Annotated in this window: 18 protein-coding genes and 1 riboswitch; of the genes, 15 read left to right on the top strand and 3 right to left on the bottom strand. The window is 70.2% G+C overall.

The window, feature by feature from the left end:
* Positions 1-10 precede the first annotated feature (10 nt).
* From dacB to BLR04_RS18755, 11 genes are all read left to right on the top strand, one after another.
* A complete protein-coding gene (gene dacB, locus BLR04_RS18805) occupies positions 11-1,432 on the top strand; it encodes a D-alanyl-D-alanine carboxypeptidase/D-alanyl-D-alanine endopeptidase (protein WP_090766587.1) in 1,422 nt (473 codons plus the stop codon).
* An 87-nt stretch (positions 1,433-1,519) separates the two neighbouring features.
* On the top strand, positions 1,520-2,596 hold the full coding sequence (locus tag BLR04_RS18800; RefSeq protein WP_176903164.1) for a zinc-dependent metalloprotease: 1,077 nt from the start codon (positions 1,520-1,522) through the stop codon (positions 2,594-2,596).
* Positions 2,597-2,656: 60 nt separating this feature from the next.
* Positions 2,657-3,661: a tRNA lysidine(34) synthetase TilS gene (gene tilS, locus BLR04_RS18795; RefSeq protein WP_245740330.1), complete on the top strand. Its 1,005-nt coding sequence runs from the start codon at positions 2,657-2,659 to the stop codon at positions 3,659-3,661.
* A 10-nt stretch (positions 3,662-3,671) separates the two neighbouring features.
* Positions 3,672-4,223, top strand: coding sequence for a hypoxanthine phosphoribosyltransferase (gene hpt / locus BLR04_RS18790; protein ID WP_245740329.1), 552 nt, complete (start codon positions 3,672-3,674; stop codon positions 4,221-4,223).
* Positions 4,224-4,460: 237 nt separating this feature from the next.
* Positions 4,461-6,458 carry an ATP-dependent zinc metalloprotease FtsH gene (ftsH, locus tag BLR04_RS18785; RefSeq protein ID WP_090766581.1) on the top strand — a complete coding sequence of 666 codons (1,998 nt, stop codon included), beginning with the start codon at positions 4,461-4,463 and terminating at the stop codon, positions 6,456-6,458.
* Positions 6,455-7,033, top strand: coding sequence for a GTP cyclohydrolase I FolE (gene folE, locus BLR04_RS18780; protein WP_090766578.1), 579 nt, complete (start codon positions 6,455-6,457; stop codon positions 7,031-7,033). The genes ftsH and folE overlap by 4 nt, the downstream gene beginning before the upstream one ends.
* 58 nt (positions 7,034-7,091) lie before the next feature.
* Positions 7,092-7,949 carry a dihydropteroate synthase gene (gene folP, locus BLR04_RS18775; protein ID WP_449291512.1) on the top strand — a complete coding sequence of 286 codons (858 nt, stop codon included), beginning with the start codon at positions 7,092-7,094 and terminating at the stop codon, positions 7,947-7,949.
* Positions 7,946-8,392 (top strand): nuclear transport factor 2 family protein, encoded by a 447-nt coding sequence (locus BLR04_RS18770; RefSeq protein ID WP_090766572.1) that lies wholly within the window; start codon positions 7,946-7,948, stop codon positions 8,390-8,392. Before folP ends, BLR04_RS18770 begins: the two co-directional genes overlap by 4 nt.
* On the top strand, positions 8,382-8,747 hold the full coding sequence (folB, locus tag BLR04_RS18765; protein ID WP_090766569.1) for a dihydroneopterin aldolase: 366 nt from the start codon (positions 8,382-8,384) through the stop codon (positions 8,745-8,747). Before BLR04_RS18770 ends, folB begins: the two co-directional genes overlap by 11 nt.
* Positions 8,744-9,247, top strand: a complete 504-nt coding sequence (gene folK, locus BLR04_RS18760) for a 2-amino-4-hydroxy-6-hydroxymethyldihydropteridine diphosphokinase (protein ID WP_090766568.1) — start codon at positions 8,744-8,746, stop codon at positions 9,245-9,247. The genes folB and folK overlap by 4 nt, the downstream gene beginning before the upstream one ends.
* On the top strand, positions 9,244-9,699 hold the full coding sequence (locus BLR04_RS18755; protein WP_090766565.1) for a DUF3180 domain-containing protein: 456 nt from the start codon (positions 9,244-9,246) through the stop codon (positions 9,697-9,699). Before folK ends, BLR04_RS18755 begins: the two co-directional genes overlap by 4 nt.
* A gap of 5 nt (positions 9,700-9,704) precedes the next feature.
* Here the strand turns inward: BLR04_RS18755 and BLR04_RS18750 are convergent, their stop codons facing one another.
* Entirely contained in the window at positions 9,705-10,850 is a 1,146-nt protein-coding gene (locus tag BLR04_RS18750; protein WP_090766563.1) for an NADH-quinone oxidoreductase subunit D, read from the bottom strand.
* A gap of 122 nt (positions 10,851-10,972) precedes the next feature.
* On the opposite strand from BLR04_RS18750, the gene BLR04_RS18745 reads away from it, so the two are divergent.
* A complete protein-coding gene (locus tag BLR04_RS18745; protein ID WP_090766560.1) occupies positions 10,973-11,731 on the top strand; it encodes a DoxX family protein in 759 nt (252 codons plus the stop codon).
* 26 nt (positions 11,732-11,757) lie between these two features.
* Here BLR04_RS18745 and BLR04_RS18740 read toward each other — a convergent pair whose 3' ends face one another.
* Positions 11,758-13,041: an aminotransferase class V-fold PLP-dependent enzyme gene (locus tag BLR04_RS18740; protein ID WP_425413443.1), complete on the bottom strand. Its 1,284-nt coding sequence runs from the start codon at positions 13,039-13,041 to the stop codon at positions 11,758-11,760.
* Between the two features lie 55 nt (positions 13,042-13,096).
* Positions 13,097-13,212, bottom strand: a riboswitch (SAM riboswitch).
* Between the two features lie 156 nt (positions 13,213-13,368).
* Here BLR04_RS18740 and BLR04_RS18735 point away from each other — a divergent pair.
* Both BLR04_RS18735 and BLR04_RS18730 read left to right on the top strand, forming a co-directional pair.
* A complete protein-coding gene (locus BLR04_RS18735; protein WP_090766554.1) occupies positions 13,369-14,094 on the top strand; it encodes a TerC family protein in 726 nt (241 codons plus the stop codon).
* A 20-nt stretch (positions 14,095-14,114) separates the two neighbouring features.
* Positions 14,115-15,308 carry a cytochrome P450 gene (locus tag BLR04_RS18730; RefSeq protein WP_090766551.1) on the top strand — a complete coding sequence of 398 codons (1,194 nt, stop codon included), beginning with the start codon at positions 14,115-14,117 and terminating at the stop codon, positions 15,306-15,308.
* Here BLR04_RS18730 and BLR04_RS18725 read toward each other — a convergent pair.
* Entirely contained in the window at positions 15,292-16,254 is a 963-nt protein-coding gene (locus BLR04_RS18725) for an SAM-dependent methyltransferase (protein ID WP_090766548.1), read from the bottom strand. The genes BLR04_RS18730 and BLR04_RS18725 overlap by 17 nt on opposite strands.
* 184 nt (positions 16,255-16,438) lie before the next feature.
* On the opposite strand from BLR04_RS18725, the gene BLR04_RS18720 reads away from it, so the two are divergent.
* Positions 16,439-16,669: a chaplin gene (locus tag BLR04_RS18720; RefSeq protein ID WP_245740328.1), complete on the top strand. Its 231-nt coding sequence runs from the start codon at positions 16,439-16,441 to the stop codon at positions 16,667-16,669.
* Positions 16,670-16,707: the final 38 nt, after the last annotated feature.

The following is a 16,707-nucleotide window of genomic DNA, read 5'->3' as shown; positions in this document are numbered from 1 at the left end:
GGCAGGCGACGTGGCGCGGCGCGACCGGTGGGTGATGCTGACCACGCTCGCGGTGCTCCAGGCGGTGACGGTCGTCATCGCCGTCTACGCGATGATGACCGGCCTCACGCTGGACGCCCTGACGGGGTCTTCACCGACCAGTCCGGCGGCGTCGTCCCCGGCGGAAGGGTCTTCCCCCGTCCCCGTGGTCACCGCCGGGCCTGTGCTGGCTCGGCTGACGGCGAAGTCGGGGGACGGACCTCTCCCCACCAAGAGTACTTTGACGCGGCAGCTCACCGACGCGCTGGGTGACCCGGCGCTGGGCGACCGGGTGGGGGCCGTGGTGATCGACGCGACCACGGGGGAGCGGGTCTTCGGCTCCAACCCCGATCTCCCCGTCACGCCGGCCTCCACCACCAAAGTGGTCACCTGCGCCGCGGCGCTGGCCGCGCTGGGTCCCGACACCAAGCTGGCGACCAGGACGGTGCAGGGCGCGACGCCCGGCTCGGTCGTCCTCGTCGGCGGCGGCGACCCGATGCTCGCGGGCCCGTACGCCAAGCCGACGTACCCGAAGCAGGCGAGCCTGCGGACGCTGGCGGCCCGTACGGCGGCCGCGCTCAGCGCCAAAGGCGTCCGAAAAGTCACGCTTTCGTATGACAGCTCGCTCTTCGTGGGGCAGACGAAGGCCGACGGGTGGAAGACCAACTACATCCCCGACGGCGAGGTGTCGCCGGTCCACGCGCTGGCCATCGACGAGGGCCGCCAGAATCCCCGTATGCGGGCGCCCCGGGTCGCCGACCCGCCCCAGTACGCCGCGGACGCGTTCGCGAAGCTGCTGGCCAGGCGGGGCATCAAGGTGTCCGGCTCCGTACGTCCGGCCAAGGCGGCCGCCGGGGCCGCCGAGCTGGCGAGAGTCGAGTCGGCGCCCCTCTACGCCCTGGTCGAGCACACCCTCACCCACAGCGACAACGACTTCGCCGAGGCCCTGCTGCGGCACGTCGCCATCAAGGAGGGTCAGGAGGCGTCCTTCGCGGGCGGTGCGAAGGCGGTCGGCGCGGTGCTTCAGCGGCTCGGCGTCACGCAGCCGGTCAAGCTGTCCGACGGCAGCGGCCTGTCCATCCGCAACCGCATCACCCCCAGCACGCTCGCCGAGGTCATCGCCATGACGGGCTCCTCGCAGCACCCCGAGCTGCACGCGCTCGCCTCCGGCATGCCGATCGCGGGCTTCACCGGCACGCTCGGCAAGAGCACCCGGTTCGCCCTGCCCGACAGCAAGGGCCAGGTCGGGCTCGTACGCGCCAAGACCGGCACGCTCAACAACGTCAACACGCTCGCCGGGTTCGCCACCACCAAGGACGGGCGGCTGGTCACCTACGCGTTCATGGCCGACAAGGTGCCGGTCACCGCCGAGCCCGTGCTCGACCGGCTGGCGGCCATCGTGTCCCGTTCGTAGGGAGGTCGTACGGGAAGGGCCGTACGTGAGGGTAGGTAGCAAGATGACCCTTCGCGGCTTTACCTCAGAGCACGTACGGTGGACATCATGCAGGTGATCGACTGGGATCTGGCCGTCACGACCGGTACGCGCCTGGTGCGCCCCGGTCCTCAGGTGAGCCGGGAGGAGGCCAGACAGGCCGTCACCGAGCTCCGTACGCTGTCCCGCGAGGCCGAGGGCCACGTGCGCGAGTTCACGAAGATCGACACCGACACCGCGCCGCAGACCGCGACCGTCGTCGACCGGCCAGGCTGGATCAAGGCGAACGTCGCGGGCTTCCGTGTGGTGCTCGAACCTCTCACCGAGCGCATGGCGCGCGGCGACAACCCGCCGCCGGCCATCGTCTCGGCCGTGGGGTCGCGCATCACGGGCGTCGAGGTCGGGGCCGTCCTCGCCTTCCTCGCCTCGCGGGTGCTCGGCCAGTACGAGCTGTTCCTGCCGCCCGACCCCACGGGCCAGGAGCCGACCGGCCGGCTGACGCTGGTCGCGCCCAACATCGTGCACGCCGAGCGCGAGATGGGCGTCAACCCGCACGACTTCCGCCTGTGGGTCTGCCTGCACGAGGAGACCCACCGGGTGCAGTTCACGGGTGTGCCGTGGCTGCGCGAGTACGTCCGCTCGCAGATGACCGAGTTCCTGCTCGCGTCCGACCTCGACCTGCCCACCCTGCTCGAACGCCTGCGCAGCGCCGCCGACACCGTCGCCGACGTGGTGCGCGGCGGCGAGGGCAACCTCATCGACGCCATCCAGTCGCCCGGGCAGAAGGAGATCCTCGACCGGCTCACTGCTGTGATGACCCTGGTCGAGGGCCATGGCGACTACGTCATGGACGCGGTTGGCCCGTCCGTGGTGCCCACGGTGGGCGAGATCCGCGGCAAGTTCGCCCACCGCCGCGAGGGCGGCTCCCGCCTCGACCGCACCGTCCGCCGCCTGCTCGGCATCGACCTCAAGATGAAGCAGTACGCCGAGGGCTCGGCGTTCGTCCGCACGGTCGTCGACCGCGTCGGCATGGACGGTTTCAACCGCATCTGGACGTCGCCGCAGACCCTCCCCACCCACCAGGAGATCTCCGACCCGACCTCCTGGATCGACCGCGTCATCGGCACCCCGGCGCTGCCCGCCTGACCTTTTCGCCGCACCCCCGGTGCAGTCGCCGGGGGCATGGCGGCACGGGAGAATGCAGGCGTGGGCCCACATCCAGCCGTAGCCGACGTGCGCAGGGCCGTGCGCGAAGCGCTGGCCGACGTCCCGCAGGGGGCGTCGGTGCTGGTGGCGTGCAGCGGCGGCGCCGACTCGCTGGCGCTGGCGGCGGCGCTCGGTTTCGTCGCGCCCCGCGCGGGGCTGCGTGCCGGGCTGCTCACCGTCGACCACCAGTTGCAGCCGGGTTCGGCCGAGCGGGCCCGTACGGTCGCCGAGGTGGGGTCCGGCGAGCTCGGGCTCGATCCGGCAGAGGTCCTCACCGTCGAGGTCGGCACCGCGGGCGGGCCGGAGGCGGCGGCGCGCGAGGCCCGCTACGGCGCGCTCGCGGCGGCCGCCGACCGGCTCGGCGCCGACGCGGTGCTGCTCGGCCACACGCGCGACGACCAGGCGGAGACCGTGCTCCTGGGGCTCGCCAGGGGCAGCGGGCCGCGGTCGCTGTCGGGGATGGCCGCCGTGTCGGGCCGCTACCGCCGGCCCTTCCTCGACCTTCCGCGGGCCACCACCGTCGCCGCGTGCGCGGCCCTGGGTCTTGCCCCCTGGGACGACCCGCACAACGACGACCCCCGCTTCACGCGGGTGCGCGTCCGGCGGAAGGTCCTGCCCGTCCTGGAGGCCGAACTCGGCCCCGGAGTCGCCGACGCGCTCGCGCGCACCGCGAGGCTGGCCCGCGAGGACGCCGACGCGCTCGACATATGGGCCGGATCGGCCTATACCGATTGCGCTCTAAGCGATATCGCCGCGCCGGGAAAGCCGGTGGAGTTGAGCGTCGCGAAGCTCGAGAAACTGCCCGACGCCGTCCGCAGGAGGGTCCTGCGGCGGGCCGCCCTCGCCGCCGGAGCGCCGTCCGGGGCGCTTTCCGCCACCCATGTGCTGGCCGTCGACCGGCTCGTCACGCGGTGGCGTGGGCAGAAAGCCGTTGACCTGCCCGGGGGTCTGACCGCTGTGCGGCGATATGGCACTCTGATACTCGCCATCACTCCCATCCCGTAAGGAACCACAGGTGGACGCTGCCGACATGGGCCGTGACCTTGAGAAAGTCCTCATTCCCGAGGCCGAGCTCCAAGGCAAGATCAAAGAGCTGGCCGCCCGGATCGACGAGGACTACGCGGGCAAGGACGTGCTGCTCGTGGGGGTGCTGAAGGGCGCCGTCATGGTGATGGCCGACCTGGCCAGGGCCCTGCACGTGCCGGTGCAGATGGACTGGATGGCGGTGTCGTCGTACGGCGCCGGCACCCGGTCGTCCGGCGTCGTGCGCGTGCTGAAAGACCTCGACACCGACATTCTGAACCGCCACGTGCTCATCGTCGAGGACATCATCGACTCCGGCCTCACCCTGCACTGGCTGCTGGAAAACCTGAAAGCGCGCAATCCTGCGTCGCTGGAGATCTGCACCGCGCTGCGCAAACCCGATGCGGTGAAGGTGCCCATCAACGTCAAATACGTGGGCTTCGACATTCCCAACGAGTTCGTCATCGGTTATGGCCTCGACTACGCGGAGCGATACCGCAACCTGCCCTTCATCGGCACCCTGGCGCCGCACGTTTATCAGTAGCGATTGGCACAGGACCGGGAACACCGCGCAACGTGACGTACGTTGAAAGGGCAAGGCCGGTGCAGCGGGCGGGTCCCTCCGTGCGCTCTGCCGGTGTACCTTCAGACTTCTGAAGGGTGACCGCGTGTCGCCTTCGGGTAGTCAGAAGTCGCGGTGTCGGATGCCGCGGCCCCGGGGCAGCCCGGGGTTCCAGGCCATGGTCAGGAAGGGACGGGCCCGCAAGGGGTTCCGCATCGGATGGATCTCAAGCGATTTACACGTGGGCCACTGCTGTGGATCCTGGGCATCGTCGTGCTGCTCCTGCTCGTCACGCAGTTGTTCGGTGGCGGCGGAAATTACAAGACGGCCGACACGTCCTTGGTCCTGCAGCAGATTCGCGCCGGAAACGTCAGCAACGCCAAGATTGTCGACAAGGACAACCGCATCGAGGTCACCCTGGTCAAGCCGGTGGCGGTCAAGCCCGGTGACCAGCCGACCAAGCTGATCCAGTCCGACTGGGTCAGCGGCTACGGCAGCAAGCTGACCGACGAGCTGCAGGCTCAGGTCGACGCCGGCAAGACCAAGAGCTTCACCATCGAGGTTCCCCAGGACAACCTGCTGGTCAGCATCCTGGTGAGCTTCCTGCCGTTCGTCGTCATCGTGCTGCTGTTCCTGTTCATCATGAACCAGATGCAGGGCGGCGGCTCGCGGGTGATGAACTTCGGCAAGTCGAAGGCCAAGCTCATCACCAAGGACACCCCGAAGACCACCTTCGCCGACGTCGCGGGCGCCGACGAGGCCATCGAGGAGCTCCAGGAGATCAAGGAGTTCCTCCAGGCCCCGGCCAAGTTCCAGGCGATCGGCGCCAAGATCCCCAAGGGCGTGCTCCTGTACGGCCCGCCCGGCACCGGCAAGACCCTGCTCGCGCGCGCCGTCGCGGGCGAGGCAGGCGTGCCCTTCTACTCGATCTCCGGTTCCGACTTCGTCGAGATGTTCGTCGGTGTCGGCGCCTCGCGCGTTCGCGACCTGTTCGAGCAGGCCAAGGCCAACGCCCCGGCCATCATCTTCATCGACGAGATCGACGCGGTCGGCCGTCATCGCGGCGCCGGCCTCGGCGGCGGTCACGACGAGCGCGAGCAGACGCTCAACCAGCTGCTCGTCGAGATGGACGGCTTCGACGTCAAGGGCGGCGTGATCCTCATCGCGGCGACCAACCGGCCCGACATCCTCGACCCCGCGCTGCTGCGTCCCGGCCGCTTCGACCGGCAGGTCACCGTCGACCGTCCCGACCTCGAGGGCCGCAAGGGCATCCTCAAGGTCCACGGCCGCGGCAAGCCGTTCGCGCCCGACGTCGACCTCGACGTCATCGCGCGCCGCACCCCCGGGTTCACCGGCGCCGACCTGGCCAACGTGATCAACGAGGCGGCCCTGCTCACCGCGCGGGCCGACCAGAAGCTGATCACGATGGACGTCCTCGAGGAGTCGATCGACCGTGTCATGGCAGGGCCCGAGCGCAAGACGCGGGTCATGTCCGACAAGGAGAAGAAGATGATCGCCTACCACGAAGGCGGTCACGCTCTGGTGGCGCACGCGCTGCCCAACTCCGACCCGGTCCACAAGATCACGATCCTGTCCCGCGGTCGCGCCCTCGGCTACACGATGACGCTGCCGATGGAGGACAAGTTCCTCGCCACCAGGTCCGAGATGATGGACCAGCTCGCGATGCTGCTCGGCGGCCGCGCGGCGGAGGAGCTCGTCTTCCACGAGCCCACCACCGGCGCCTCCAACGACATCGAGAAGGCCACGGCGGTCGCCCGCCGCATGGTGACCGAGTACGGCATGAGCGAGCAGCTCGGCGCCCGTAAGTTCGGCACCGGCCAGGCCGAGGTGTTCCTCGGCCGCGAGATGGGCCACGAGCGCGACTACTCCGAGAAGATCGCCTCCACGATCGACGAGGAGGTCCGCCGGATGATCGAGTCGGCGCACGACCAGGCCTGGGACATCCTGGTCCAGTACCGCGACGTGCTCGACAACCTGGTGCTCGAGCTCATGGAGAAGGAGACCCTCTCCCGCGACCAGGTGCTGCAGATCTTCGCTCCCGTGGTCGTCAAGGAGCACCGTCCGTCCTACGCGGGCTACGGCAAGCGGCTTCCGTCCGACCGTCCGCCGATCCTGACCCCGAAGGAGCGGCAGTCGGCCAACGGCTCGCTCACCGGCGGCCACCAGGAGGCCCTGCCGTCCGGAGACGGCGCGTGACCCAGTACGACGTCGACCTGGCGCGCATCGAGAAGGCCGTCCGCGAGATCCTCTACGCCATCGGCGAGGACCCCGACCGTGACGGCCTCGTCGAGACGCCCGCCAGGGTCGCCCGGGCCATGGCCGAGCAGTACTCCGGGCTCGGCCAGGCCCCCGAGGACGTCCTGACCAAGGTCTTCGACGTCGACCACGACGAGATGGTGCTCGTCCGCGACATCGAGGTGTACTCGACGTGCGAGCACCACCTGGTGCCCTTCCACGGGCTGGCGCACGTGGGCTACATCCCCAACGAGCGCGGCCAGGTGACCGGCCTGTCGAAGCTGGCCAGGCTGGTCGACGTCTTCGCCCGCCGTCCGCAGGTGCAGGAGCGCATGACGTCGCAGATCGCCGACGCGCTCGTACGGGTGCTCGACCCGCGCGGGGTGATCGTGGTGGTCGAGGCAGAACACCTGTGCATGACCATGCGGGGCGTACGCAAACCGGGAGCCAAGACGGTCACCTCGGCCGTCCGTGGCAACTTCCGTACGAGCGACAGCACCCGATCCGAGGCGATGGCGCTGATCCTGGGCCGGTGACGATCGAACGGGGTACCCACGATGTCAACAAGTGTGGGGAAGCGCCTAGGCTTGCCCCATGACTAGCGTGCCCATGAACGCGCCGGGGGGTGCGGAGCGGTGCCTTGTCATGGGCGTCGTCAACGTGACGCCCGATTCGTTCTCCGACGGCGGCAGGTGGTTCGACGAGAAGGCCGCCATCCGCCATGGCCTCGACCTGATCGCTGAGGGCGCCGACATCGTCGACGTGGGCGGCGAGTCCACCCGGCCGGGAGCGGCGCGGGTGTCGCTCGAGGAGGAGCTGGCGCGGGTCGTTCCCGTCATCCGGGCGCTGGCCGCGGAGGGCGCGGTCGTCAGCGTCGACACCATGCGCGCCGAAGTGGCGCGGGCCTCGGTCGAGGCGGGCGCCCGCATGGTCAACGACGTGAGCGGCGGCCTCGCCGACCCCGAGATGCCGCGCGTGGTGGCCGCGACCGGCGCCACCTACGTCGTGATGCACTGGCGCGGCCACAGCCACGACATGCAGAGCCGCGCCCTCTACGACGACGTGGTGGCCGAGGTCACCACCGAACTGACCAAAAGGGTCGACACGGTGCTCGCCCAGGGCGTCGCGGAGGAGCAGATCGTTCTCGATCCCGGCCTCGGTTTCGCCAAGAACGCCGAGCACAACTGGTCGATCCTGGCCGCGATCCCGCGGCTGACCGAAATGGGTTACCCCTTGCTGATCGGCGCGTCGCGTAAGCGGTTCCTGGGGCGGCTGCTGGCCGACCCCGACGGCACACCCCGGCCGTTCGACCGCAACGACGACGCGACACTGGCCGTGACGGCACTCGCCGCGCACGCCGGAGCCTGGTGCGTACGTGTCCACCAGGTAGCCCCCAACGCCGATGCCGTGCGCGTGGCCGCCGCATGGAAGAGAGCCGGAGCAGCCACATGAGCGTCGACACCGCCGCCATCGAGACGGTCAACCAGGAGTTCTACGCCGCGATCGAGAGCGGCGACCTCGACAAGATGACCGAGGTATGGGCCGAGGACTCCGCCGCCGACCAGGTGAGCTGCGTGCATCCCGGCTGGACCCTCCTCCAGGGCCGCTCCGAGGTGCTGCGTTCGTGGGCGCTGATCATGGCGAACACCACGTACATCCAGTTCGTACTCACCGACGTCAACACCACCGTGCTCGGCGACGTGGCCGTCCTGACCTGCGTCGAGAACATCCTGACCGCCGGGGAGGAGGGTGAGGCCAGCTTCGCGGCGGGCAAGGTGGTGGCCAGCAACGTCTACATCCGCACCTCGCAGGGCTGGCGGCTGTGGATGCACCACGGGTCGCCGGTGCTGCAGGGTGACGACGACGAGGAGGAGGAAGGCGAGCTTGAGCGCTGATCGCATTGCCCTCAAGGGCCTGCGGGCCCGCGGAAGACACGGCGTGCTCGACGCCGAACGCGAACTCGGGCAGGAGTTCGTCGTCGACGCGACGCTGTTCCTCGACACCGCGCCGGCCGCGGCCGGTGACGACCTCGCCAAGACCGTCGACTACGGGCGGCTGGCCCAGCGGCTCACCGAGGTGGTGGAGGGCGAGCCGGTCCAGCTGATCGAGACGCTCGCGCAGCGGCTGGCCGACGTCTGCCTGGCGAGCGAGCTGGTGCAGAAGGTCGAGGTGAGCGTCCACAAGCCGGCGGCGCCGATCCCGCTGCCCTTCGGCGACGTCGTCGTGACGATCGAGCGGAGCCGCGCATGAAAGTGGTGCTCTCCCTCGGCAGCAACCTGGGCAACCGGTTCCAGACGCTGCAGGGCGCGGTGGACACGCTGTTCGACGCGCCGGGCCTCACGTTCGTCAAGGCGTCCCCCGTCTTCGAGACCGATCCGGTCGGCGGGCCGGGCGGGCAGCGTCCGTACCTGAACGCGATCGTGGTCGCCGAGACCACCCTGGCGCCGCGCACGCTCCTCGAGCGCGCGCAGAGCGTCGAGAACGCCTTCGGCCGTGTACGCGAGGAGCGGTGGGGGTCGCGCACCCTCGACGTCGACCTCATCGTGGTGGGCGAGACGGTCAGCGACGAACCAGACCTCACGTTGCCGCACCCGAGGGCGCACGAGCGGGCGTTCGTGATGGTGCCCTGGGCGTGGATCGACCCGGATGGCGAGCTGCGCGGGCGCGGCCGGGTGGCGGAGCTGGCGGAAGGGCTCGACCGGCAGGGCGTGCGCCTGCGTGACGACCTCAAGCTGCAGAGGCCCGATTGAAGCCCACCCATCCAGGCCATCTCGTCGCCCTGCTCGTCGTCGTCGGCCTGATCACGTGGGCGGCGACCAGGTACTTCTACGGCGGGTTCTACATCCCGTGGACGGCGATCCCCACGGTGCTGTTCCTCGCGCTCGGCGAGGGCTACAGCGGGTGGGTGACCAAGGCCCGCATCGCCCGCAAACCCGGCACCAAACCGGTGGAGCCGCTGGCCGTGGCCCGGCTGACCGCCCTGGCCAAGGCGTCGGCGTACGCCGGGGCAGCGTTCGGTGGGGTCTTCGCCGGGTTCGCGTTCTACACGGCGCCGATGCTCGACCGTGACACGCCGCGCGCCGAGTTCTTCATCGCGTCGGGGTCGCTCGTGTCGTGCGTGCTGCTGGTCTGCGCGGCCCTCTATCTCGAGCACGCCTGCCGGGTGCCGAAGGACCAGGGCGAGGCCGGCAAGCGCGACTGAGCGCGCTACTTGTCGATGTCGCCCACGACGAAGAACATCGAGCCGAGGATGGCGACCATGTCGGCGACCAGGTGGCCGGGCAACATCTCGCGCAGCACCTGGATGTTGCTGTAGGACGCCGAGCGCAGCTTGAGCCGCCACGGCGTCTTGTCGCCCTTCGAGACCAGGTAGTAGCCGTTGATGCCGAGCGGGTTCTCCGTCCAGGCGTACGTGTGGCCCTCCGGCACCTTGAGCACCTTCGGCAGGCGCTGGTTGATCGGGCCTGGCGGCAGCGAGCGCAGCCGGTCGACGCAGGCCTCGGCCAGGTCGAGCGAGACCCGCAGCTGCTCGAACAGCACCTCGAACCGGGCCCGGCAGTCGCCGGCGGTGCGGGTGACGACCTTCACCGGCAGTTCGCCGTAGGCGAGGTACGGGTCGTCGCGGCGCAGGTCGAGGTCGACGCCGGAGGCCCTGGCGATGGGGCCGCTCACGCCGTACTGCAGGATCTGCTCGCGCGTGAGGACGCCCACGCCCTTGGTGCGGGCGATGAAGATCTCGTTGTGCAGGATGAGGTCCTCGATCTCGGGCACGCGACGGCGGGTCTCGGCGATCGCGTCCGACACCCGGTCGAGCCAGCCGTACGGGAGGTCTTCCTTGAGGCCGCCGACCCGGTTGAACATGTAGTGCATGCGCCCGCCGGAGATCTCCTCCATGACGGCCTGGATGCGTTCGCGCTCGTTGAAGGAGTAGAACAGCGGCGTCATCGCGCCGAGCTCCAGCGGGTAGGAGCCGAGGAACATCAGGTGGTTGAGCACCCGGTTGAGCTCGGCCAGCAGCGTACGCGCCCACACGGCCCGCACCGGCGGTTCCATGCCGAGCATGCGTTCGGCGGCGAGCACCACGCCCAGCTCGTTCGCGAACCCCGACAGCCAGTCGTGCCGGTTGGCCAGCATGATGATCTGCCGGTAGTCGCGGACCTCGAAGAGCTTCTCCGCGCCCCGGTGCATGTAGCCGATGATCGGCTCGGCGGCGGTGATGCGCTCGCCGTCGAGGGTCAGCCGGAGCCTCAGCACACCGTGCGTGGACGGGTGCTGCGGGCCGATGTTGAGGATCATGTCCTCGGTGGCCAGTTCTTTCGCGCCCGCGCCGATTCCCACCACGCGTTCCGTCATACGGCCATGCTGCCACCGTCCCGTTCGGCGGGCCAGCGCGGGGGATAGGTCAAGACATGGCATGACCCGCTTCCTTATGCCGTCCAAGGGGAGGAATACCAGGAACGGGGGGAGAAAGCACCATGAAGCGAGTGGTCTTTGACATCGCGTCGCTGATCGCGCGAGTCGCCACTGGCGTGATCTTCGTGGCACACGGCTGGCAGAAGTGGCAGGCCGGACACAGTGCCACGGCCCAGGGGTTCTCGGAGATGGGGATCCCGATGCCCGACCTGGCCGCGGGCTACGCGATGACGGTGGAGACGATCGGCGGCGTCCTGCTGATCCTGGGGCTGCTGGTGCGTCCGGTGGCGCTGCTGCTGTTGGCCGACATGCTCGGCGCGATCACGTTCGCGCACTGGGGACGGGGTGTGATGGTCTCCGAGGGCGGCTGGGAGCTCGCGGGGGCGCTGGGGGCGCTCTGCCTGCTCTTCCTGGCCCTGGGTGGCGGGCGCCTCAGTCTGGACGGCATCTTCCACGCGGTGTTCCGCAGGCGTACGGAGCGGCGCGTCATGGAGCAGGAACTGGCCGCGCACACCCCGAGCCGGACGACGGCGGGCACCACCTGGAACTCCGGCGCGAACACGGGGGAGGGCGCGCCGCCCGCGCAGGCCGAGCGCACAGGACCCGAGCCCACACGAGGTGAGTCCACACGAGGTGAGTCCACGCAGCCGATGCCCATGCAGCCCGAGCAGCCTTCGCAGCCCGGGTCCGGGCATCCGCGGGTGCCGCGGCAGCCGTCCGATCGGGACGCGGGCAGCAGGCTGAGCGATGAGGACATGCGGGACATCGACGCCCTCATCGCCGACGAGCCGCCCCAGCACCGCAAGCCACCCAACCGCTGAGGCGGTCGGGTGGAGGTGGCCGGGCGTCAGCGGGTGCGGGCGGTGAGGTCGCGCAGGGCCTCGACCAGGCGGTCCACGTGTTCGTCTGTGGTGCCGATGCCGATGGAGGCGCGGACCGCCGAGGCGGTGCCGTCGGCGCAGCCGCCGTCGCTCTCGCCCAGCAGGTGCCGCACGAACGGGTGCGCGCAGAACTTCCCGTCGCGCACCCCGATGCCGTACTCGCCGGACAGTGCCTCGGCGACCTCGCGGGCCGTGTAACCGGCGACGGTGAACGACACGATCCCCACCCGCGGGTGGGCGTCGCCCCACAGCGCCAGCTCCCGCACGCCCTCGATGGCGGCGAGTCCGGAGCGCAGCCGCCCGATCAGCCGCTCCTCCTCCTCGACGAGCGCCGTCCAGCCGGTGGCGCTCAGCGCGTCGCAGGCCGCGGCGAGGGCGATGGCGCCGAGCACGTTCGGGGTGCCGGCCTCGTGGCGCGGCTCCGGGTCGTCGTGCCACTCGGTGGTCTCCGCGACGGAGCGCACCGCGCCGCCGCCCTTCAGGTACGGCTCACCGTCGGCCAGCCAGTCGCGCCGCCCGATCAGCGCCCCCGCCCCGAACGGGGCGTACAGCTTGTGCCCGGAGAAGGCCACGTAGTCGAGGTCGAGCGCGGTCAGGTTGAGGCGCCGGTGCGGGACGTACTGGGCGGCGTCGACGAAGATCCGGGCGCCGTGCCGGTGCGCGATGTGCGCGAGTGCGGCGATGGGCCACAGCTCGCCGGTGACGTTGGAGGCGGCGGTGACCACGAGCAGCTTCGGCCCGTCGATCGCGGCGAGCGCCTCGTCGGCCGCGCGCACGGCCTCGCCGGGGAAGGCGGGCGGGGCCAGCCGTACGGCGTTCTTCCAGGGGAGCAGGGAGGCGTGGTGCTCGGTGTCGAAGACCACGGTGGTGGTGCCCTCGGGCAGGCAGCCGGCCAGCAGGTTGGTGGCGTCGGTGGTGTTGCGGGTGAAGATCACGGCGTCGTCGGGGCGGGCGCCGACGAAGGCCCGTACGGTGTGGCGGGCCTGCTCGTAGCGGGCTGTGGTGAGCTGCGAGGCGTAGCCCGCGCCGCGGTGGACGCTGGAGTAGGCCGGGAGGGCCGCGGCGACGGCGGCACTGACCGGCTCCAGACAGGGGGCGCTGGCGGCGTAGTCGAGGTTGGCGTACCCGACGAGCCTGCCGCCCTTGACCGGCACCTCGAGGTCGGCGCCGAGCACGGCGGGGATGGGACGTTCCTCGGCCGGGCTCGGCTGGTGGGCGGCCTGGGTCGGAACGGAGTTGAAGATCGTCAGCGTGGACACGGCATACCTCCTCAGGGTTCATCGGACCCCTGGAAAGCAGCCACGGAGCCCGCGCTTGCCCGCCACACCTCGTGACGGACCAGGTCTTCACCCGGGGCACCCCGCCGCGGACGCGAGGGTTGCCGGCCAGCTAGCCGGGGCTTGTCGCTGGCACTCATGACCTACGGGGGGACTATAGCAAGCGAAAATCGGTGCACAACACCGTGTACCGATATGCGAGACGTACTTGGTCACCAACCTCGTGATCGCGAACTTCCGCCGTGTGGGGCTCGTTGCTACCGGAGACCTGTCAGCAACTAGAGCCATGGAGGTGCGCCGATGTTCGACTGGGTGGCTGACCCACAGATCTGGATCGGTTTCTTCACCCTGGTCGCCCTGGAGATCGTGCTCGGGATCGACAACATCATCTTCATCTCCATCCTCGCCGGGAAGCTGCCGCCCGAACAGCGCGACAGGGCGCGGGTGCTGGGGCTGGCCGCCGCCCTGGTCAGCCGGCTCCTGCTGCTGCTCGGCCTGTCGTGGGTGGTCCAGCTGACGGAGCCGTTGTTCGAGGTCTTAGGTCACGAAATTTCCGGACGCGACCTGATTCTGCTGCTCGGTGGCCTGTTCCTGCTGGGCAAGAGCGTCACGGAGATCAGCCACACGATGGACACGGCGCACGGCGGGGACGGCAAGAAGGCCGCCGCCGTCTCCTTCACCTCGGTGATCGTGCAGATCATGGTGCTCGACATCGTGTTCTCGCTCGACTCCGTGATCACCGCCGTCGGCATGGTGGAGCAACTCGGCGTGATGATCGCCGCGGTCGTGGTCGCCGTGGTGGTGATGCTCTTCGCCTCCGGGCCGATCAGCCGCTTCGTCGACCGGCACCCGAGCGTCAAGATGCTGGCCCTGGCGTTCCTCGTGCTCATCGGCGTCGTGCTCGTCGCCGAAGGGCTCGACCAGCACATCCCGAAGGGCTACATCTACTTCGCGATGGCGTTCTCGGTCGTCGTCGAACTGCTCAACATCCGCGTACGCACCAAGAAGGCTGTCAAAAGTGAGTAATCCACTTCTAAGATGAAATAGTGCTTTTTGATCCTTGGAATCCGGATTTCGTGGCGTCCCCGTACGGGGCCTACGACGTGCTGCGGCGCGAGGCGCCCGTCAGTTACTACGAGCCGACCGGACAGTGGCTGATCGCGCGGCACGCCGACGTCAACGCGCTGCTGCGCGACCGCCGTCTCGGCCGGTCCTACCTGCACGTGGCCACGCACGAGGAGTTCGGCAGGACGCCGGAGCCGGAGTTCCAGGAGCCGTTCTGGCGGGTGATCAGGGCGGGCATGCTCGATGTCGAGCCGCCGGTGCACACCAGACTGCGCCGGCTGGTCTCGAAGGCGTTCACCCCTCGCATGGTCGAGTCGCTGCGTCCCCAGGTCCGCGCCATCGCCAGGGGCCTGGTGGACGCGTACGTGGACAAGGGCGGCGGTGATCTGATCGCCGAGGTCGCCGAGCCGCTGCCGGTCACCGTCATCGCCGAGATGCTCGGCATCCCCGAGTCCGACCGCCACCTGCTGCGCCCGTGGTCGTCCGACATCTGCGGCATGTACGAGCTCAACCCGACGCCGGAGGTCCAGCACACCGCGGTCCGCGCGGCGAGCGAGTTCTCCGCCTACCTCAGCGACCTCGCCGCGGCCCGCCGGCGCGCCCCCGGCGACGACCTGATCAGCGCGCTCACGCAGGTCGAGGAGCTGACGGAGGACGAGCTCGTCGGCACGTGCGTGCTGCTGCTCAACGCCGGCCACGAGGCCACGGTGAACGTCACCGGCAACGGCTGGTGGGCGCTGTTCAGGAACCCGGCCGAGCTGGAACGGCTGCGCCACGACCGCTCGCTGCTGCCCACGGCGGTCGAGGAGCTGATGCGCTGGGACACGCCGCTGCAGATGTTCGAGCGCTGGGTGCTCGAGGACATCGAGGTGCACGGCGTACGCATCCCGCGCGGCTCGGAGGTGGCCCTGCTGTTCGGGTCGGCCAACCGCGACCCGGCCGTCTTCGCCGACCCCGACCGGCTCGACGTCGGACGCGCGGACAACCCGCACATCTCGTTCGGCGCCGGCATCCACTTCTGCCTGGGCGCGCCCCTGGCCAGGATCGAGCTCATCGAGTCGTTCGGCGCGCTGCTCGACCGGTCGGTCACGCTGGAGCTGACCGAGGAGCCGGCGTGGAAGCCCGGCTACGTCATCCGCGGCCTGCGGGCGCTGGAGCTCACCGCCACTGGCTGAGCCAGCCGAAGCCGCCGAGCCCCCGCGGGCTGATCAGCTCGGCCTCCTCCGACGCGCGGGCGAGCGCCCTGAGGTAGCCGCTCGGATCGGTACGGGCCAGCTCCAGCGGCGGACGGGCACCCGTGACGCCCAGCGCGCGCAGCGCCTCGCGCTGTGTGGACAAGGTTGTGGATATCGCGCCGGCCCGCCGCCCGGCCTCGGCGCACGCGTCGAGCGCGACGTGCGCGGTGATGTCGCAGCTCCCGTCGGGTACGGGCGTGACGAGCGCGCCGTCGCGGTAGCCGGTCAGCGTGCCGCACGGAGGACGGTTGTCCACAGGGTGTGCATAATCGACGGCGATCGCCTGGCCCCTGGTGAGGCGGGTCACGACCGAGGCCCACGCCTCGTCGCGCGGGCGGCCGATCTCGGCCCGCGCGCCCACGCGGGGCAGCGGCCACCACCGTTCGAGCCAGGCGAGGTCGTCGGGGCACGGCGGCCCGTCGACGCGCTCCTCGCCCGTGCGTACGTTGACCATGACCAGCCGCGGCCCGTCGGGGGTCTGCTCCACGACGTCGACCGGCACGTTGTCGAGCCACTCGTTGGCGACGGCCAGCCCGGAGATCCCGGCGGGCAGGCGCGGTGACCAGTGGACGCGTTCCGGCAGGGCGTGCGGGCGCGGTGAGAGGTCGACGGCGGTGACGCACAGCCGGTCGCGCAGCTCGGGCTCGGCGGCGGCCAGCACCTGGGTGACGAGCTCACCCTCGCCGGCGCCGATGTCGACCAGGTCGAGCGTGCCGGGGTGGCCGAGCTTCGCGTCCACCTCCGTGAGGAGCCGGAGGACCGCGCCGGCGAACGCCGTGGACGCGCTGACCGAGGTGCGGAAATGGCCCGAAGGGCGTTCGCGGAGGTAGAAGCCGTTCTCGCCGTAGAGCGCGTGTTCGGTCGCGGCGCGCCAGGTGAGCCACATGTCCTGGACTATCTCATGACTCGCCACGGATACGCACGGTCATCGTGTGACTACTCCGTGCCGCTTCCTTGCGCTATCGTTTACCCGTTGTCGCCAGGCGCACGCGCTGGGTGAGCATCGGCGCGTCCGTTTCGAGCATGCACTCTCGCGGTCCTGTACGGCCGCGCAACCTTAAGGAGCCCTCGTGCTGAAGAAGGTCCTGGTCGTCGCCGGAGCCGTGGCCGCGATGTCCCTGGCGGGCGTCCCCGCGCACGCAGACGTCACGAACGGCTCCGGCGGCGTGCTCTCGGGCAACCAGATCAGCATCCCGATCATCGCCCCCGTCAACGTGTGCGGCAACGGCATCGCGGTCGTCGGTCTCGCGATCGCAGGCTGCGAAGGCGGTGCCCAGGCCTTCTTGGGCCCCCGCCGCTGACCCCTCCGCCGGGGGTGCGTGAGTGCTGAGCCGTGAAA

The organism is Nonomuraea maritima (assembly GCF_900100395.1).
In the GTDB taxonomy this organism is placed as follows: domain Bacteria; phylum Actinomycetota; class Actinomycetes; order Streptosporangiales; family Streptosporangiaceae; genus Nonomuraea; species Nonomuraea maritima.
Note: the sequence above shows the minus strand (reverse complement) of the source record. Positions and strands in the feature narration are given on the sequence as shown.